The following is a 20,121-nucleotide window of genomic DNA, read 5'->3' on the forward strand; positions in this document are numbered from 1 at the left end:
TCGAGAAATGGCAAGTTTCAACAAAGTGATTCTCGTCGGCAATTTGACGCGCGATCCGCAAGTGAAGTACACGACTGGTGGCACAGCAGTGACGGAAATCGGATTGGCAGTCAATCGTCGCTGGCTGGATAAGCAGTCGAATCAATGGAAAGACGAAACGACGTTCGTTGATGTCACCTTGTGGGGTCGGACGGCCGAAATCGCAGGGGAATACCTCGCCAAAGGGCGACCGGTACTCATCGAAGGTCGGCTGCAGTTGGATACCTGGGATGATCGGGAATCCGGGCAGAAGCGCAGCAAGCTCAGAGTTGTCGGCGAAAATATGACGATGTTGGGTGGCAAGGGTGATGGACAGGGTGGAGGGGGAGATTCCCGGTCGGGCGGTCGTCCGCAGTCGGCTGGCCCCTCACGAAGTGCTTTCGCAGAACCGAGCTTTGACTCGGGTGAAAGCTCAGGCGGATTCTCATCCAGCTTTGATGATCACTCAGGATCCCAAGTCGACGATGTGCCGTTTTAGCGATTGTCGGGGATTGGAGTTCCTGACTGTAAATCGGATGGGAATAGGGGTTCCCAACCGGGATAGCGAATTGAAACCCGTGTGAAATTGTGACGGAATTTAAATATGGCTCGTAGTACTCACTCTGCTTCAGGTCGTCCCCGGATTTCTCGCCAGGTCGAGTTGTTGCTCGCCGCTGATGTCGAGCATCTGGGAGCCACCGGCGACATCGTTCGCGTAAAGCCCGGTTATGCCCGCAATTACCTGATGCCTAACGGCTTGGCCACCGTCGCAACGGAAGCCAACAAGCGGGCAGTCAAGCGCCACCAGGAAGCACTGGTCGAGCTTCAGAAGCAGAAGATGCAGGCTTTGCAGAAGCGAGCCGATGCCATTGGCAAGTACAGCGTCACGCTGGAAGCCAACGCCAACGAAGAAGGCCATCTGTACGGTTCGATCATGGGTCCCGATATCAGCAAGGCGCTCGTCGCTGCCGGATACCAGGTCGATGCTGATCACGTCAAACTCGACGGTCCGATCAAGGAACTCGGCATGTACACCGTGAAGATTCAGCTTCACTCCGAAGTCCGCACCGAGATCAAGGTGTGGGTGGTTCCTGCCGCCAAGAAGTAAAAGCAATCGCACATTTGTGCTGATGAAATTCGAAGCGACGTGTCCTGTGGGCACGTCGCTTTTTTTCGTGTTTCCAACACCAGGCTGGCTGCACCCGATGAAACCTCAGTCGCTTCCCGTCACTCGTTTTTGATGACTGAGCGATGACCCTTTGAATGATTTTTTCCAGTTTCGTAGAGAGCCATGAGGCCTGACGGGATATAATCAGCACCCCCTGATGGATGAGATGAGGCCTCCCACCTGGGTCTGTTCCTCACTTTCCTGGCTAACGTAGTGGAATTCCGCATGGCCCGACTCCCAGCCCCGACGATTCCTGTATGCCCCGGACGTGTGACAGGTCCGTTGACCCGCCGGGAAATGCTTTGCACGGCGGCCAACGGATTTGGCTGGCTCGCTTTCGCTGGAATGATGGGGCACAGTACGAGCACGTCCGCCGGCACGGAGTTCTTGCGGGTCCCCCAGCCGGATTTCCGGCCGAAGGTGAAGAACGTGATCTTTTGCTTCATGGACGGGGGCGTATCACACGTTGACTCGTTCGACCCGAAACCGAAACTCGCCGATCTCGACGGCCAGTCGTTCACTGACTCAAAAAACCCGACCGCCAATGGGAATCGACAATGGCTGAAAAGCCCGTGGGAATTCTCACAACACGGGGAAAGCGGCATGCCGGTCAGCAGCCTGTTTCCTCATATTGCCCGCTGTGCAGATGACATTGCCGTGATCCGTTCGATGAAGGCAGATCTGCCCATCCACTCCACAGGCGTCCTGTTCCTGCATACGGGTTCGAATAACGCCGGACGGCCCAGCCTCGGTTCCTGGGTGAATTACGGCCTGGGTTGCGAAAGTCAGAATCTGCCCGGATTCGTGGTTCTCAGTTTCGGCGTTGTACCGTGCGGCGGACTCGAGACTTTCTCGAATGGATTCCTGCCCGCCAGTCATCAGGCAACACTGCTCCAGGCCGATGGAAACCCGATCGACAACATCCAGCCGGGTGATCGTGATTCACGAATCCAACGAGCAAAGCTGGCTCTGCTGAAATCACAGAATGCTGCGTTTTCAAAACAACTCGGGGGCAGCGATGCCGTGGAATCGGCAATTCGAAACCATGAGATGGCCTTCCGCATGCAGTCGCTCGTCCCCGATGTGCTTGATCTCTCGCAGGAAACCGAAGCGACACACGCCCTCTATGCCATCAATTCACAGGTGCCATCACAACGACTGTATGGCATCCAGTGCTTACGTGCCCGCCGCTTAATCGAATCGGGTGTCCGTTTTGTCGAAATTACCTGCCCGCCCGGCGCCTCGAACGGTACTTGGGATCAGCACGGCGATCTCAAGAAAGGGCATGAAAAGAACGCGCTAGATACCGATCAGGCCATCGCCGGTCTGATCACCGATTTGAAACAGCGAGGCCTGTTCGATGAAACGCTGATCGTCTGGGCGGGGGAGTTTGGACGGACACCTCATTCTGCGGGCCGCGATGGACGTGACCATCATCCCGAAGGATTCTCGGTCTGGCTGGCAGGGGGAGGTGTTAAAGGAGGGTCGATTTACGGAGCCACCGACGAACTCGGCATGCACGCGGTGGACGGCGTCTGTACGATTCACGACCTGCATGCCACCATCCTGCATCTGCTCGGCCTGAATCACGAATCATTGACGTTCCGCTTCAGCGGCCGCGACTTTCGACTGACCGACGTGCACGGAAGCGTGGTCCACGAAATCCTGACCTGACGTACTGCACGGCCGTAATCTGGGTAAACCTTAATCTTTGCACCCGTTTCTCAAGACTCAGGATGCGAACTTCCCGCATGATCGCTGGAGTCTACGTGCTCGCAGTGCCGAGTTTTCCTGCTGACGCTTGGTCCATCGCCTCCGATACACCCCGCGTGAATCAACGTGGACATGCAAGGATGAGGTGAGCCGCGAGATCGTCACATCCTGCGGTGACCAGGCGAACTGAGAGGCACGGGAAAACATCTTGACCCATTTTTGGCTTTCCCCTGTAATCCGCTGCAATTGTGGACAATTAGCAGAACAGGCTTGATTGCAGTTTCGTTCATCCTGGCAAGACATGACTTATGACCGCTACTTGATGAAAAGCTTTCTCCACACGTTCGGCGTGTGCTTTATCACCATGTTCGGGCTGGTCGCAGTCATCGACTTGTTCGAGAACCTGGATGAACTGCTGGAAATCAACGGCGACAATGGCACCTTCGGGTTGATCCAACTGATTGTCACGCTGAACGCCTATCGTTCGATTCTGTTTCTGGATCGTGGCGGAGCGGCCCTGACGGTCATTTCTGTCATGACAGTTCTCATCCTGCTGCAGCGAAGTGGTGAACTCCACCCGCTTCTGGCGGCCGGGATTCCGATGTATCGCATTCTCAGGCCGATGGTCTTCGCAGCGATCGGCGTGAATTGCCTGCTGGTTTTTAACCAGGAATTCCTCGTTCCACGCGTTGCATTTCGTGAACACGAGATTCGCCACCAGAACGACCTTTCACAATCCCAGGTCGAATCGCTGACGGACCACCGAACGCGCATTTCGATCGACGGAGAAACGGTCAGGGTCGCCGATCGAACAATTGAAAAGCCGTTCTTCACGCTCCCGTCCCCCAGCCTCGTCAACGAGTTGACGATTCTCAAGGGTCCGACGGCGACGTTCTATCCCGCGAAGGGGAACCGCCCCGCCGGTTGGTTGATCAAAGATGTCGTCTCGAATCCTCCCCTGGCCGACGTGGAACGGATTCTGACGGATCGGGGTCGCGAATTGGTTGTCGTTCTTCCCGGAGAACGTGTGTTTGTCGCGTCGGCGATCACCTGCGACCAGCTCTTCAAACGAAGTTCGAGCTTCACCTCGCTGTCGACCTGGGAACTGCTGGAGCGGATTCGCTGTCCTGCCTTCGGTTTCGCTTCTGTGTACCGGATTGTCCTGTACGTCCATTCCAGGTTCATGCAGCCCATCCTCAACGTAATTGCGGTTCTGCTCACGATTCCGTTAATGGTTCGTCGAGAAAGTCCCGGCCTGGCGGTGGATTCGACTTTATGCGGGTTTGTATTGGCCCTGCTTTTTGCCGTCACTCAGGGATTTCAATCATTGGGGGCAAGCTACGTCATCTCACCGGAGATTGCCGCCTGGGCGCCTGTCGTATTCGGCGGAGCACTTTCCGCCTGGCTCTCTGGCGTGATCCGCACTTGAGTTGGGATGAATCACCATGAATGACACCCTGATCAACCCTGCGCATTCGCGCGACGCCATCAACCTTCGTTCTGATTTCTCGTCGCCACACACGGTCACAGCAGCCGGACGGAAGAGTTGGCCCGTATGGCGTCCGCTCATCGCGACGCTTCTGGTCAGTCTGTTGATCCGAATCTGGGACGTTGACCAGCACGTCTCTGCGATGTTCTATGATTCAGGAAATGGTATCTGGCCCTTCGAGCGGGCTCACCCCTGGCTCTGGTTCTACCGGAATGGAGTCATTCCGCCGATCGTTGTCGGCGTCGTCGGTGCCGTCGTGGCGGTCTTCGGTACCCACTTGCTCCATTCTAAGGATCCCCTGAAGATCAAGCAGTTTCGCCTGAGTGGACTGTTCCTGGCGCTGCTCTTAATCATCGGGCCGGGTCTACTGGTCAACGGATTCCTCAAATCCGTGTGGGGGCGGCCACGACCCGTTCAATGCACGGTTTTTGGGGGTGATAAACAATTCCTGCCCGTCGGTGCGTGGGGGAGTGATCGCTTCCCGAATTCGTCATTTCCATCTGGTCACGCAGCGGTCGCGTTTTATTTGATCGGCCTGGGGTTTGTTGTCAGTCCAAAACGTCCGTGGTTGCGTCGCGCGTGCTTTGCAGGCGGTCTCATCTACGGCGTTGCCATGGGATTTACGCGTGTTCTTCAGGGAGGTCATTTCACGAGCGATGTGGTCTGGGCCGGCGCTCTGACCTACCTTGTTGCGGTGGCCCTGTCGCGGATGCTGATTGATCACGACGAACAGCCTGCCAGCACCTGACTCCTGCCCCGTCGCAGTGGAAAAACCGCGCGTCGACGCGTTTCGCGATCGATCTCTCGTGAAAAGAGTCCGTGACCACCTGCCAGTCCGAGCCGATTTCAATCGCCCTGCACATAGCTCTGTCTGACTCTCTCAGGCACCGGCATCGAGCCAGTAACCAAACTCAATGGCCGGGCAACGACCATTGAGTTTGGAGTTTCCCGAGTTCACGTTGAGCCATGAACGGCCCTGCCCCGGACTCGCCCACACCAATTCACCGACCACGATTACGCATGATTCTAACTCACGTAAGGCGCTCAGGTTGCATGGCTTCGCGACGACCGGGGCGGCGTTAACCGAAACAGGGTTTCCTCCCGATCAGCGACGATCCCGCCCGTTCGCAGTCGCCGTGTCCGAGGATGTTCCGTCTGGACTCCGTGACACCGAGGTCGCCTCAGCCCGAACGCATCCCCCTCCTCCGAGGCATTCTCGCGTTCATCAGAGCATCGGAACAGCATCGAGCACGCTCACTCATCGCGAGGTGACTGGAGTGCTGCGTCCTGCCGGTTTCACTTGGCTGCAATTACAGTCACGAATTTCCGGACTCCGTCTCACGGCATGAGACAGGCCGGTTAATGAGCGTTTGGAAGCCCACTCGGAAGCCTGCTCGCGCTGAAACGGGCCGGAGATCAAAGGCCTCTACGCCGTCGGTCGGCCCTTCTTCCGTTTGGGATCGACCGGGTGGTGATGAGGTTTTGGTACAGCTACGCCCCGTGCCACAGGCTCTGCCTCGGCAACAGGAACGATGACCGGCAACTCCGCCGATGAGACTCCAGAAGCGCTTGCGGCCTGCTTCGGTTCAAAAAACCGGCCGAAGGGCCCCGAAACCAGTTGAGGGAGCAGCACCAGATCACCGAGAAGTGCGACCCCGATCATGCTGGCCATCAGGGAACCGAATCGGCTGATGAGGGTAAGCTCAGCAGGAACCAGAAGCAGCAGGCCAAAGCCGACAGCGGCGCTCGTCTGCAGAAGTGCGGGGCCGGAATGGACCATGGCATGGATGGCCGCATCACGACGACGGGATCCGTCGCTCATCGCACGCTTGAACCATGCAAGATAGTGCAGGGTGCCGTCGACAGCGATCCCGAGTGCGATGGAAGCCGTAATCATCGAGCCGATATCAATCCGCTGTCCCATCCACGAGGCAGCCCCGAACACCACAGTGATCGGCAACAGATTCGGAATCATCGCAATCAGGGCGGCCGGGAAGCTTCGCAACGTGATCGTAAACACCACGAAAATCAGGGCGAACGCCAGACCAAAACTGCTGATCAGACTTTCCAGAACTGCATGCTGCGTCTGAACAAACAGAGGGACTTTGCCCGTGATCAAATGGTGGGAGCCAGCTTGCAGCTTCAAGACTTCCTGCGCCATTTGATGCAAGTCTGCCAGGATCTTCTCGAACGAATTCTCGGTCATGACGTTGACCTGGGCTGTAATTCGCCAGAGCTCATCACCCGCCTGGTTGAGGCGATGGTCTCCCGGCTGATGCAGATCGTGGCTCTGTTCGGCGACCGAATAGAACGACCGGGCACCAGGAATTTCCCCATCGCGAATGCGTTGCTGGATGATCGTGGCCCGCTTCTGATGCTTGGTCCTGACGATAAAACTCGCGTCTTCAGGTGGTTGTTCGCTCACCGGCTGAAAATCTGCCAGTGAGACCGACCCACTGATCTCGGGGTGACTCCACATTTTTTCCTGGATCTGACGTACCAGTTCCATACGGTCGAGGAACGTCGAATCTCGCTGTGCCTGCTCGTCAAAACGAATCACCGTTTCAACGGGCATCACACCACCCAGATTGGTTTCAATGAACCAGTAGTCCTGAGCAATCTGTGACTTTTCGGGGAAGTAGCGGATGACTTTCGTCTCCGTCTGCATCTTCGAGATTCCCCAACTGAGCGCTACGGCAACGGCGATTACCAGCAGCGACTGCAAACCAGGGTGCACCGTCACGATCCGACCAAAGAATCGCCAGCCCCCTTGATCAGACGGCTTTTCCCGGGGAATGGGACCTGCCCACATCTGCATCAGGGCAGGCAAACCATAGATAATCATTAACAGCGAGAACATCGTTCCGCAGGCGGCGTAGAGGCCGAATTCACGAACGGGAGAAAGCTCACTGGTGGACAGCGAGATCAGACCAATTGCCGTCGTCAGACTTGCGAGTGAACAAGGTGACCACGCCGACCGGATCGACTCGACAATCGCCGAACTTTCGTCAGCGCTGGCCGCGTGCTTCCAGTAATTCACAACGTGGATCGCCCCCGAAAGGGTCAACACGATCAGCAGCGTGGGCATCACGCTGAGGATCATGTTCATCGAGCCCCCGGTGAAAGAGATCAGAGCGAGAGCACCGAATGCGGTGAACATGGCGACAAACAGGATCATCGACGCCAGTCGCACATTTCGCACAAGAACGTAGGCCATCAAAGCGCTGAACAGGGCCGACGACAGCAGGACCGATCTGCGATGAAATTGAATCAGCGGATACGACGTGTTCCAGATTGCCTTGCGGACTTCCGAGTTTAACTCGTTGGCGGAAATGATACTTCCGGTCATGTGCAGTGTGCCGGCAGGAATTCCGGCCACATCACAGATCGCGCGAATCGAGGCGATCGTCTCGGCCTTGTCAGCCAGTCCCGCCTCCGAAATTCCGACGGCGAGTGCCACCGGTGAGCCCAGCACGAAAAAGCTGTCTTCAACCAGCGCTGACCCTTCGCCCCACTCGGGAACATACTGTTTCAGCCAGTTGGCGATATCGGCCGTTTCAGGGCTGCCGATGCGGATCCCTTTCCAGGAAATTTTCAGGTCGTGATCGACTGTGGCCTCTTCGAGAGGAGTTCCATCGACGGCCACAACAACCGGTTGTGTCGGTTCGCTGGTTCCCCCTTCTTCTGCCACGGGGCCGGGAATGGCCACGAGCGGTGACAGATCGGGATCGGCCTCGTGGATCACCAGTTCCAGACCGAATTTTGAACGGGTGGCGAGTTGAAGCTCGCGTCTGGTCTTCTTGATGGCCGAGCGGCCTACTTCTGTCAGACGTAGCCTCAGGGGACCGACTCCCAGCAGCGTCCCTTCGAGACGACGGGCGGCGTCCTGCGCGGAAATGCCGTTCTCCTGCATCACGTTCAGCGCCGCTCGAGGATCGAGAACGCTGGAAACGTAAGGAAGGCCACCCCGTTTTGTTCCCTGGGCGTCGGGCTTGCCCAGCAGTTGATCGACGAGTCGTTCCAGCCGGGGATCGTTGATGGAACTTCCCTCCCACGTCAGCAGGATTCGTTCCTCGATCGGAAACTCTTCATGCGTCCAGCGCAGCGCTCGCAGTTCGGGATGTTCGTTGGGGAGCCATTTTTCGACCTCGTTGTCGAGGTGAAGTTGTCGCACTGACCACCAACAGACCGGTGCCGCGAAGGCCATCAGGACAACCAGCCACATGCTGAGTCGATTGCCCCAGAAATCGCGTTTTTCGAAAAAGTGCGCCATTCGTCCCCTCCCGCTCGACTCCACGAGCGCGGCTTGATACTCAATCCTTGAACCGATGGGGAAGCTGCACAGACGTCCTGTAATCAGAACGCCCGCAAAGATTCTCGCACGGATTCTATCCGCGAACGGCGATTTCCGGAAAGCCCGATGTCAAGTTCGCTTTTGATATTGTGAACTTCGGTATTAAGCCGATGGTCCAGCACGAAAAGCACAAGATTTGTCGAACCAAGTCGCAATCGGCCCCGCCGATTTGAGCCCATTGACGCAAAAGTAGCGTTCCCTGACCTGTTCGGCGTCGGTCGACAGAGGGATAGGGAACGCGCACATCCGGCGTTACAATGACTCAGGTTCCGCCGCTTGCCACGTACGCATCAAGTTTTTCATGACGTCGAACGAAATCGGAATGAACATGCCTGCCGACGATTCCCACTGGGAAATTTATGTAACTTACGTCGACGACAATCCCGCTGTCCTGATGGTGGATATCGGTATCGCCGAACTGGCACCCATCAGCGAAAAGCCCTTCCTGGTCTGGCTGCGAGTCGATGTGCTCAATCCCGACGAAGAGCGTTTTCCCACGGAAGAAGAAGATATCCGGCTCAATGAAATTGAAGACGCCGTCACGGAATCGTTCGCTGAAGCGGATGTCCGCTACGTGGGCCGAATCACGTCCGACGGGGTGCGCGAGTTCTACTTCTACACTGCTGATCCCGAGCAATTCCGGGATTCCGTCACGACAGTCATGAGCGAATTTCCGGAATACACTTTCGAAGCCGATTTCGCCGAGGATCCCGAATGGACGCACTATCGTGACGTTCTCTACCCTTCCCCGGAAGACTTACAGCAGATCGAAAACCAGCACATCATTAACCGACTCTATCAGGCGGGCGATTCACTGACGACACCCCGTCGGATCGATCACTATGCGAATTTCAAAACCAGCGAAGACAGGGAATCGTTCATCTCTGCGGCAGAAGCGCTCGGGTATGAAGCGGCCAGCCGTCCCGACCGGCCCGATGCAACCGAGTTCCCCTATGCAGTCGGCCTCCTTCGCGTGGATCCCGCCGATGGAGAAACAATCGATCGCATCACCTTCGAACTGTTCGACCTGGCCCGGGAACACGGCGGCGAATACGAGGGCTGGGGATCCGAGGTCATTACCGAATAAGGTGTTCAACCCCAGACAGTGTCAATCGCCTCTGCTGGAAGTCGCCGTTGAGTGATGCGAATGGATGAGCTGACGTCGGCTCAGTCCAGGTGCCCGCTCGCCTGTGCCGAGTCCATTCGCCCCCCCCGCGCTGACTGCTGAAGCTCAACCGGTAAATCACTGTTGATTGCTGGCAGCAACTACGTCTCAATCAGTCACAGCCGTTGGAGTATTCGATTTAATACCTCCCCGTCGCTGGGAGACCGGGATGAAAGGAGCGGCCGCAGGGGGATCGGAACTTCATCCATTCGATAGGCAATTCCGTGCCGGTGGACTCCGTAGACGTCCGTAGTGATGCGGAGCGTCGGTTCAAACGGTGCCCCCGAGAATGGATGATCCAGCACGATCGTCGGAATCGACTTAAGGTGATCAATGGCAGCGAGAGGAAAAGTCTCCAGGCTTGCGGATCCGACCAGAACTGCCACGTCCGCTTCGCGACGCTCCAGTAGATCGGCCGCTGAGAACTCGACGGGGTTATAGCGGGGATAGCCCCGAGACAGGCTGACGCTAAAGGGGTAGCCCGTCTGCCAGCAGAGCACACTGTCGGCCCCGGACACGTCACCCGCCACTCGCATCCTGCGGGCATAAAAACGCGTGAACTCGTTGAGGTCCGTGACCAGTTGCAGCAGTGCTTCGACGTTGTGATGGCCCATCGACTGGCGGACAAGTTCATATCCAAAAAACACGATCCCGCAGCGGCACGACTTCATGCGATCCGCAAGGTCTTTCAGCTGATTCAGTGGAAGTCCCGTCTTCGCTCCTGGCGCTGGCTCGATTCCCTTCAGTAAGCCTCGCAACGTCCACAGGGCTTCGAAGTCCTGTCCCGGTTCCATATCGAGAATCAGATCTGCTGCGGCAGACGTTTGTGTGCGCTCCGAACCGATCACGATGAGGGTTCGATCCGCGCGACCATTGGGCGTGAGCATCCCCGGCCGCATCGAATAGCGTTCCAGATGTCGAGGCTGCCATTGAAGGGGATCTGATCCCCAGTAGATCACCAGGTCGGCCCGGTTTCGAATTTCTCCCAACGAACAGGTCGATTCGCCTGTCTGCTGCAGCGCAAGAATCGAGGGGGCATGTCCTTCTGAGGCGGTTGTGTCAATCGTGGCTCCAATTCGATCTGCCAGAGCCAAGGCGGCACGTTGTCCATCCGTACTGCTTCGGGACAATCCGTAGATTAGGGGAGCACGAGAATTTCGGAGGTAACCTGCCGCCGCCTCAATCGCCTCATCAAGTGAGATATCCACCCCCGATCGCGTTGCAGCGACGGGAGTTGTCGAATTCTGTTGATGGAACCAGTCACCAATGCGCGAGCAGAACGGTTGGTAATCGACGATCCGTCCATTTCGGACAGTAACGCGTAGATCATCACAGACACACGCACATACGGTGCAGGCGACGTCTTCCAGGATTTCGTCCAAAACTCGTGCCTTTTCGTGTTGCATCAGTCAGGAAAATATTTGAATTCGTTCAGCTTACTGTAAAGGGGCTTCCGACGTCACCAGAATTGAGGAAATGAGGTTACGGCATTTCGTGGGCGGGTTGCGACGACAAGCCTAAAATCTGGTACCGTTTAGACATGTCTGCCATTTCTCAGCCAAATCTGCGTGAACTCTCGAAGGAATTTAACATGAAGGTGTTGGTATCCGGAGCGACGGGACTGGTCGGATCAGAATTGGTACCTTCTCTGACAAGCCAGGGACACGAAGTTCTGCGACTGACCCGACGTCAGGCCGAGGAAGCGCATGACATCCGCTGGGACCCCTCCCGAAAAGAACTGCCGAAAGGGAGACTGGAAGGGACGGATGTCGTCATTCATCTGGCAGGAGAAAATCTGTCTCAGAAGCGTTGGTCACCACAGTTCAAACAGACGCTCCGCTCCAGTCGCATCGATGCAACCCGATTCTTGTGTGAGACACTGGCACAACTGAAGTCCCCGCCAAAAACGCTGATTGCAGCCTCGGCAGTGGGATATTACGGTGATCGCGGCCGTGATCTGCTGAACGAAACATCCCCACCGGGGACCGGGTTTCTGGCAGATCTCTGCAAAGAATGGGAAGCCGCATGCGAACCAGCCCGGGCTGAAGGAATTCGAGTCGTCAACCTGAGGTTCGGAGTGATCCTCTCTCCGAAAGGTGGAGCACTGGCCAAGATGCTGACACCGTTCAAGCTTGGCGGCGGAGGCGTGATTGGATCCGGGAATCAGTACTGGAGCTGGATTGCCATCGAGGATGTCGTCGGAGCCATCCAGCACTGTATGACGCACGAGAAAATTTCGGGCCCGGTCAACGTCACTGCCCCCAGTCCCGCAACGAACTACGACTTTACCAAGACTTTGGGATCGGTTCTGAATCGACCGACAATCGTCCCGATGCCCGCCTTCGTCGCTCGGACCGTTCTGGGTGAAATGGCGGATGAACTCCTTCTGTCCAGCGCTCGCGTGATGCCGAATCGATTGAGCGAAACGGGCTATCGCTTCGCCTACCCCAGCCTGGAACCTGCATTGAAGCACGCGCTTGCTCCGCAGCCTGCAAAGCACTGAGCGTCACGGTGTGTGAGTGCGAGAGGCTGTGAATGCACGATGTTCGATGGACTCAAGCGTCTCCTCTGATCTTAGGCATTCCGGGGGCACCGGAGACCTGCAAGGCCAGTCAAGACCGCGCAACACCCAGAGAGTCAGTCACACGGACAAGGAGGGGAGACGATCCCACCTTGTCCTTTTGTCATCAACCAGCCGTCGCGGTGATCACCAGATGTCCTTGAACGCCTGTTGGTTGGCCAGGCGATGCCGCCCGGGTTCAAAACGCTCCGGCGCGATCGAGGTGATCCGCAGCCAGACCGGTTTTGTCCCGACGAGCCCTTCAATCGAGAGGTGAGGTCCCAGTTCGTCACTCGGGTCGACTCGCAATGCCTGCCAGGTAACCTTGTCGACATGCGAAAATGCCGCGAGCAGCGGTTTCACGTCGACACTGAACGGAGAGGGGCGCAGACGACCGTCGTGCGGTCCCCCGATGACCTCGGTCAGGGACGCAAAGAGCGTAATCTCCCAGATCCCGTCCATATCGTGAAAGTGGCAGCCCAGCGGGGCAAGATCATCATGCGAACGAATGCAGGATGTGACGTCATCAGCAAACGACGATAACCAGTCCGGTGGGCAAGTCATCTTGTGAAGGCTCCGTCATGCGGGGGAGTTAGCTCGGAAGTCGTGAGCCGAGTTGGCAATCGATGTGCCACTGCAATAATTCCCGCATGGGTTTGCGACGATAACGCAGCCGCCGTTCTGGCGTGCAATCGCCGCATCCATGACTTGCTCAACTCCTCAGAATGATCGGAGAAATCGGAATCCTGCCCGCAGTTGAATACCCGATAGATCCCGAACAAGTATCACTGCGTTCCTGAAATAACCGCAACAAGTGGCGTGACCGCTCTCCTCGACGGTATTCCTTGGGGGTGGAACATTTTATCAGGCGAGCCACACTTCTCTGTGGTCGAGCCGTTTCAAAGTTGAAACACGCTCGCTCGATTTGGTTTACAGATGTCAACAAATCGTTGCCCCCTTCATCCAAACAGTCGCTTCCAGACCTCGAATTCTCGCACGTATGAAAACTTCCGATCATGAACATCTACACATTTATTCACCGCATGTCACCATGCCAACCCTCACGCGCGTCGGCACAGGAGGATGACTGAACCGCAGAACTCGATTTACGTTCGGAGAGTCTGTCCATGACAGAGAGTTGCTGTTGGCGGAATTCGTCTCAACAGACTCTCGTCGTTCTGCTATAAGCCGCGCGAAATCACCCTTTCGAACCTTGGCAGCACCTTGCCAACCGAGGACTCATTTCGCTGGAAGTCGCTATTCGAAAAAGCCTTACAGAGAACCGTCTGCCGGTCTAACGAGAGATTCCGACAGCAAGGGATGAGGCCTTTCAAACTGCCATGCTGACAAATTTTTAATCACGGATGAATTCGACGCAGACATCGAGAAGGAGGTCGCAAATATGTGCGGAATTGTAGGCTATGTCGGTCCCAAGCAGGCTTACGACTACCTGATCGAAGGTTTGTTTCGGCTGGAATATCGAGGTTACGATAGTGCCGGGGTCGCTCTCCAGGACGGCAGCAAGATCTCGATCCGGAAAAAAACGGGCCGCGTCTCACAATTGGCGGACCTTTGCAAACTGTTGCCAATCCACGGAACCTCCGGAATCGGCCATACCCGCTGGGCAACTCATGGGGAACCGAGCGACACAAACTCGCACCCCCACACCGGTGGCAACGGGGAAGTCGTTCTCGTCCACAATGGTGTGATCGAAAACTACTCGATTCTGCGTGACCGGCTTCGCGAACTGGGCTACGTATTTCGCACCGCCACGGATACGGAAGTGGCGGCCCATCTGGTTGCCCATCAGTTGGAAGAAGCCGTAAAGCTGGGCGATGACCCATTTGAAGCGGAGACGTGCGTCCGTGCGGTCGAATCCGCAGTCCGACAGATCAAAGGAACGTATGGACTGGCAGTGATGTTCCGCGATGTCCCCGGATTACTCATCGCGACCCGGTTCGGCAGCCCGCTGGTCGTTGGGATGGGCCGAGGCGAGTATTTTCTCGCCAGTGATGCGAGTCCCCTCGTTGGTCACACGAAAGAAATTGTCTATCTCAATGATCACGAAACAGCGGTCATCAAGGCTGATTCATTTGTGCTGCGACACCAGGACGGTAGTGCCCCTGCACTCTCCATTCGAGCGCTGGAGCAAACCTCTCGCGACACCGATTTAGGGGAATTCGATCACTACATGCTGAAGGAAATCTTCGAGCAACCTCAAACGATCGAAAACGCGCTACGAGGCCGATTGGACGATGAGGAGGCCACCGCGAAATTCGGCGGGCTAAACCTCGATCCCCAATCGCTGGGACGGATTGACCGGATCGTTCTCACGGCCTGCGGAACCAGTTGGCACGCGGGGTTGGTGGGTGAATACCTCATCGAAGAATTCGCCCGTATTCCGGTGGAAGTGGAATACGCCAGTGAATTGCGATACCGCAATCCCCCGATGGCCGACCGCACAATGATCTTTGCGATCACGCAAAGCGGCGAAACGGCGGATACCCTCGCGGCCTTGCGTGAGTGCAAGCGAAAGGGCCATCCGACCCTGGCCATCTGTAATACAGTCGGTTCCACAATCGCCCGCGAGGCGGACGGCGGAATTTATCTCCATGCGGGCCCCGAAATCGGCGTCGCTTCAACCAAGGCGTTTACCTCACAGGTGACCGTCTTGACCCTGCTGGCCCTGCTGCTCGGTCGAATGCGACATCTGTCGCACCCCGCAGGTAAACGCATGATCAGTCAACTGCGGGAGATGCCCGACAAGATCCGACAGGCCCTGAAGTGCTTTGACGCGGTGAAGGACGTCGCTCGTAAATACTACACGGCAGAAAATTTTCTTTATCTGGGACGACTGTACAACTTCCCGGTGGCCCTGGAAGGTGCTCTCAAGCTGAAAGAAATCAGCTACATTCACTCGGAAGGCTACCCCGCCGCCGAAATGAAACATGGTCCCATCGCGTTGGTCGACGAGGACACACCGAGCGTCTTTATTGCTCCTCGCTGCGAAATCTATCCGAAAGTGATGAGCAATCTGGAAGAGGTCAAAGCCCGCAAAGGCCCGGTCATCGCCATCGCCTGCGAAGGGGACGACAAGATTGCGGAATTGGCAGACGATGTCATCTACGTACCAGACGTTGATGAATACCTTCAGCCCCTGGTCACGTCGATCCCCCTGCAGCTCCTGGCCTACCAAATCGCCATTTACCGAGGGTGCAACGTGGATCGCCCACGAAACCTTGCGAAAAGCGTGACCGTCGAGTGAAAAGTGAGTCCGATCGCCTCCGAACCGGGCGGAGGGAAATGCAGTTCTGGGCCCATGACACTCAGTCAGGGCTCCGAAACTGATCAAATGTCGAGCGGCGTACTACGGGATTCATAGCTACGACTTGGCAACGAAGCGTCAGGCAGTTGCCCTGAGGAAAGGTTCTTTCCTTACAAAACTCAGTTGAATATGAATTTTCATCGACTGGCCGGGACCTGGCGCCTCACAAGAGTGATACCAAGGCTTTGAGACCTTAAAAAAAAGACGCATGGAAGTCTTCAGTTCGCCCTTCATAGAGCGCTCGAGCGCGCTTTTTCAGCGCACGGTTCAACTCTCGTGGGCAACATGGAGGGTACGGAAGCGTCACGCCGTCAAGGCCGTCGCATCACGTACGCTGCAGACTTCTACCGGTTGCCAAACCTCCGCGGTCCAAGGCGACACTCCGTCGAACGAAATCGACGTGTCGCCTGACCACCAATAGATTTAAGAGGTTGCAACGAATTCAACGCGGACAGACAGGTTTCACTGTCCGCACATCTCTGGGACCATTTCCATTGGTACATTCACAGTCAGTTCTCGGCGTCGAATCGAGACATCGGCAGGTGCTTCGATCCCCAGGCGGACACGGCCACCCTTCACCTCCAGAACGGTTACGGTAATCGTGCTGTCGCCAATATCGATCTTCTGATTCACGCCGCGAGTTAAAACCAACATCGTTCTCTTCCTTGAACTAGAGCAGTAGGTTCCACACCGAGCCACATACACTCGCAATTATTACACCACAGACGAATTCCGGCATCCTTCGGTTCCCTAAATGCTGAGGAACTTGAGCACAATTTTGACCTTTTACGCTATTTTTCGGATATTCCAGCCGTGTGGTGCCCCTGTCTCGGTGGCGAGTTTTGACCAACTGTCCAATTATGGACAATTCATTTTGATCAGCCATTGGCTGAAACGCTACTTCACTGGTAGCTGATCGATCTGAGCGGCATAATCGCTGCCTTGCCAGAATGCAGCCAGGCTCGCTCAGAAAGCGCTCATCGATGACCACGACGTTCCGTAAGTTTGGCCTCCTCTTCATTTTCACTATTTTCACGCTAGGTCAGATCACACTCGGTCGGGTTCAGGCTCAGGAAACCTATTCTCCCAAGATCGAGGAGAAGTCCGAGGAAGGGGCGCTGGCGCTCCATCGTTTTAAGATTCCGGGTGGCTTTCAGGGCGAACTGTTCGCCGCTGAGCCGCAGCTCGCAAACCCGGTGGCCTTCTGCATCGATGAGAAGGGACGGATTTTCGTCGCGGAAACGTTCCGGCAGTCGAAAGGGGTCGAAGACAACCGTGGGCACATGGATTGGGTGATCGATGACTTGGCAGCTCAAACAGTTGCCGACCGCATTCGCTTCTTCAAAAAGCATCTCAAGGAACATGTCAAAGACTACGGTCTGGAGCATGATCGCATCCGACGACTGGTCGATACGGATGGGGATGGGCGAGCTGATGACGCCACCGTATTCGCCGACGGGTTCAATCACATCGAAGAGGGGACTGGCGCGGGGCTGCTCGCTCTGAATGGAACTGTCTACTACACGTGCATCCCCAGGTTGTGGGCACTGACGGATCCGAATGACGATGGGGTGGCGGACGCGAAGCAACCGCTTCATGACGGCTTTGGCGTCCGCGTGGCATTCCGAGGTCACGATCTGCACGGACTGATCCTCGGTCCGGATGGTCGTCTCTACTTTAGTATTGGCGATCGTGGATACAACATCGTTCTCAAAGATGGGACGCAACTGGCGAAACCGGACCAGGGAGCCGTCTTCCGCTGTGAATTGGATGGCTCGAACCTGGAAGTCTTCTGTACCGGCCTGCGAAACCCACAGGAACTGGCCTTCGACGATTTCGGCAACTTATTCACCGGTGATAACAACTCTGACAGCGGCGACCGTGCCCGGTGGGTTTACCTGGTCGAAGGATCGGATACCGGCTGGCGAATGTATTATCAGTATCCCCAGGACCGCGGACCCTGGAATCGGGAAAAGCTCTGGCATGTGCACCACCCCGGTCAGGCGGCGTACATCGTTCCTCCCGTCGCCCACTTCGCCGATGGTCCCTCGGGGCTGGCCTACTACCCCGGCACGGGCCTGGATGAAAAGTACCGGGGGAACTTTTTCCTCGCAGACTTTCGTGGACAAGCCTCGAACAGCGGAATCCGAACTTTCTCACTGGTTCCCAAAGGGGCTTCTTTTGAACTCGTGAACCCGGAAGAGTTCGTCTGGTCGATTCTGGCGACGGACATCGACTTCGGTTACGACGGGGAAATCTACGTCTCCGACTGGGTCGACGGCTGGGATGGCCTCGGAAAAGGCCGCATCTACCGGTTCCGCGACGAGCTACATAGTAAGTCCCCCGTCGTGAGCGAGGTCAAAGCTCTGATGAGCGAAGGTTTCGAATCGCGTACTCCCGAGCAGCTCAGCCAGCTTCTGGGACATGCCGACTACCGAATTCGCCTGCGAGCCCAATTGGCCATGGCCACAAACGGCCATACCGAGCAACTGACAGAGATCGCAATCAGTCATGAAAATCTCTTCGCCCGCGTGCATGCCATCTGGGGACTGGGGCAGATCGGCCGTCAGGATCCTTCGGTTCTGAAACCGCTTCTGGCACTCGCGCAGGACCGCTCACCTGAAGTTCGTGCCCAAGTGGCCCGAGTCTGCGGAGAGGCCGCCTTTACAGAAGCAGGACCGATCCTGGCCGAAATGGTTAAGGACCTTGATCTGCGAGTCCGATCCCTCGCCGCGATCGCCGTTGGAAAACTGAAATACAAACCGGCGTTTGCCCCGCTGCTTGAAGCACTCGCCGAGAATGCCGACGCCGACCCGACACTACGACATGCCCTGGTGATGGGCCTGGTGGGAACCGCATCGGCGCAGGAACTGTTGACCGCTGCACGCATTCCCAACACCTCGATCCGACTGGGGGTCGTCGTCGCTCTCCGTCGCCTGGCCAGCCCTGGCCTGGGACTCTTTCTGACCGATGTCGAACCTCTGATCGTCACCGAGGCGGCTCGTGCAATCCATGACCTCCCCGTCCCGAACGCACTGGAGGCCTTAGCCCAGCTTCTCGACCACCCGGGACTGCCAGACCCGGTCGCCCGACGAGCGATGAGTGCGAATTTCCACTTGGGAACGAAAGAGAATGCGGAAGTCGTCGCCACGTACGCAGGGAATCCGCTCAGTGACGAGGTGCTGCGGATCGAAGCGCTCGCGGAACTGACCGAATGGAACGCACCAGGGCCGCTGGATCGCGTGACGGGTGACTATCGCCCGTTGGACAAACGGAACGTCGACATCGCTGAAGTCATTCGGCCGTGGATGGACTCCTATTTCGCGGGCAGTCCGAATCTTCGTGAAGCGGCCGTCAAACTGGCCACGCAGTACGCAATCGGCGACGTCGAACCGTATCTCATTGAAATCCTCAGCGATGCCAAGGAGTCCCCCACCCCCTTAAGAGCGTCGGCACTGGCCGCTCTTCACGCTTTGAAGAGTCCGCAACTTGCCTCGTGGGTGGAACAGTCCCTTGAAGATGAACAACCTGCTGTGCGCAGCGAAGCACGGCGCATTCTCGCTGCAATCGATCCCGCCCGGGCCGTTCGCTCATTCGCGGAAATTATGGCAGGAAACTCGACTTCGGAACAACAATCCGCCGTTCAAGCGCTGGCCAGCTTGAAACGGGAAGATGCCGATGAGGTCATCGGAACGTGGCTCGATAAGATGGTCAATGGAGCAGTCCCCCCCGTCCTCCACTTGGACCTGCTCAACGCCGCAGAGACGCGAGGCACTCCCCGAATTCTGACTCTGGTCAAGGCGTTCAATTCAAAACGTTCGCCCGCGGATCATCTCAAGGACTTTCGTGAGGCTCTGGAAGGTGGCAATGCCGATCGGGGACGTGAAATCTTCTTTGGTCGGGCAGACGTATCCTGTCGTCGTTGCCACAAGATCGACAACTCGGGCGGCGAAGTGGGACCTGACCTGTCCGGGATTGGCCTCGCTAAATCTCGCGAATACTTGCTCGAAGCTCTCGTTGATCCCAATAAGCAAATCGCCAAGGGGTTTGAGACGGCCATTCTTTCACTTCAGGATGGACGTGTCTTCGCAGGGATCGTCAAAGACGAGAATAACGAGAGGCTGCGTCTGCACCTGCCCGATGGCCATCTCGTCACAATCCCGATTGCCGAAATTGAAGAGCGAACCGTCGGCAAGTCGGGCATGCCGGAGGATCTCGTGAAAAAGCTGACGAAGTCGGAGATTCGGGATCTGGTCGAATTTCTCGCTCAACGAAAATCGCCAACCGCTTCCGCAGCTCACGGAACGAAGTAGACCCCTCGCCGTCAGA

The 20,121-nt window shown here is 56.7% G+C and carries 13 protein-coding genes; 9 read left to right on the forward strand and 4 right to left on the reverse strand.

The features are described from left to right. Positions 1–7: 7 nt before the first annotated feature. The 5 genes from ACGY09_RS05510 (at position 8) to ACGY09_RS05530 (ending at position 5,136) form a co-directional block, all read left to right on the forward strand. Positions 8–517 carry a single-stranded DNA-binding protein gene (locus ACGY09_RS05510; protein WP_373651266.1) on the forward strand — a complete coding sequence of 170 codons (510 nt, stop codon included), beginning with the start codon at positions 8–10 and terminating at the stop codon, positions 515–517. Between the two features lie 105 nt (positions 518–622). Continuing rightward, on the forward strand, positions 623–1,126 hold the full coding sequence (gene rplI / locus ACGY09_RS05515; protein WP_373651265.1) for a 50S ribosomal protein L9: 504 nt from the start codon (positions 623–625) through the stop codon (positions 1,124–1,126). Between the two features lie 285 nt (positions 1,127–1,411). Beyond that, positions 1,412–2,860, forward strand: a complete 1,449-nt coding sequence (locus tag ACGY09_RS05520) for a DUF1501 domain-containing protein (protein ID WP_397570783.1) — start codon at positions 1,412–1,414, stop codon at positions 2,858–2,860. Positions 2,861–3,221: 361 nt separating this feature from the next. Then, a complete protein-coding gene (locus ACGY09_RS05525; RefSeq protein WP_373651263.1) occupies positions 3,222–4,328 on the forward strand; it encodes an LptF/LptG family permease in 1,107 nt (368 codons plus the stop codon). 16 nt (positions 4,329–4,344) lie between these two features. Next, positions 4,345–5,136: a phosphatase PAP2 family protein gene (locus tag ACGY09_RS05530; protein ID WP_397570784.1), complete on the forward strand. Its 792-nt coding sequence runs from the start codon at positions 4,345–4,347 to the stop codon at positions 5,134–5,136. 678 nt (positions 5,137–5,814) lie between these two features. On the opposite strand, the gene ACGY09_RS05535 is transcribed toward ACGY09_RS05530, so the two are convergent. Then, positions 5,815–8,661 carry an RND family transporter gene (locus ACGY09_RS05535; RefSeq protein WP_397570785.1) on the reverse strand — a complete coding sequence of 949 codons (2,847 nt, stop codon included), beginning with the start codon at positions 8,659–8,661 and terminating at the stop codon, positions 5,815–5,817. A 403-nt stretch (positions 8,662–9,064) separates the two neighbouring features. Between ACGY09_RS05535 and ACGY09_RS05540 the strand changes: the two genes are divergently transcribed. Further along, a complete protein-coding gene (locus tag ACGY09_RS05540) occupies positions 9,065–9,829 on the forward strand; it encodes a DUF695 domain-containing protein (protein ID WP_397570786.1) in 765 nt (254 codons plus the stop codon). Between the two features lie 194 nt (positions 9,830–10,023). On the opposite strand, the gene ACGY09_RS05545 is transcribed toward ACGY09_RS05540, so the two are convergent. Continuing rightward, positions 10,024–11,289: a formylmethanofuran dehydrogenase subunit B gene (locus ACGY09_RS05545; RefSeq protein WP_397570787.1), complete on the reverse strand. Its 1,266-nt coding sequence runs from the start codon at positions 11,287–11,289 to the stop codon at positions 10,024–10,026. A gap of 209 nt (positions 11,290–11,498) precedes the next feature. Between ACGY09_RS05545 and ACGY09_RS05550 the strand changes: the two genes are divergently transcribed. Next, complete coding sequence (locus tag ACGY09_RS05550; RefSeq protein ID WP_397570788.1) at positions 11,499–12,410, forward strand: TIGR01777 family oxidoreductase; 912 nt, start codon at positions 11,499–11,501, stop codon at positions 12,408–12,410. A 204-nt stretch (positions 12,411–12,614) separates the two neighbouring features. Here the strand turns inward: ACGY09_RS05550 and ACGY09_RS05555 are convergent, their stop codons facing one another. Beyond that, positions 12,615–13,031, reverse strand: coding sequence for a hypothetical protein (locus ACGY09_RS05555; RefSeq protein ID WP_373651257.1), 417 nt, complete (start codon positions 13,029–13,031; stop codon positions 12,615–12,617). A gap of 838 nt (positions 13,032–13,869) precedes the next feature. Between ACGY09_RS05555 and glmS the strand changes: the two genes are divergently transcribed. Then, on the forward strand, positions 13,870–15,732 hold the full coding sequence (gene glmS / locus ACGY09_RS05560; protein ID WP_397570789.1) for a glutamine--fructose-6-phosphate transaminase (isomerizing): 1,863 nt from the start codon (positions 13,870–13,872) through the stop codon (positions 15,730–15,732). A gap of 522 nt (positions 15,733–16,254) precedes the next feature. On the opposite strand, the gene ACGY09_RS05565 is transcribed toward glmS, so the two are convergent. Further along, positions 16,255–16,446, reverse strand: coding sequence for a carbon storage regulator (locus tag ACGY09_RS05565; RefSeq protein ID WP_373651255.1), 192 nt, complete (start codon positions 16,444–16,446; stop codon positions 16,255–16,257). A gap of 329 nt (positions 16,447–16,775) precedes the next feature. Between ACGY09_RS05565 and ACGY09_RS05570 the strand changes: the two genes are divergently transcribed. Beyond that, the gene (locus tag ACGY09_RS05570) at positions 16,776–20,105 is read left to right on the forward strand and encodes a PVC-type heme-binding CxxCH protein (protein ID WP_397570790.1); all 3,330 of its coding nucleotides are present in this window, start codon (positions 16,776–16,778) and stop codon (positions 20,103–20,105) included. Positions 20,106–20,121 lie beyond the last annotated feature (16 nt).

Source organism: Schlesneria sphaerica (genome assembly GCF_044336245.1).
GTDB lineage: Bacteria > Planctomycetota > Planctomycetia > Planctomycetales > Planctomycetaceae > Schlesneria > Schlesneria sphaerica.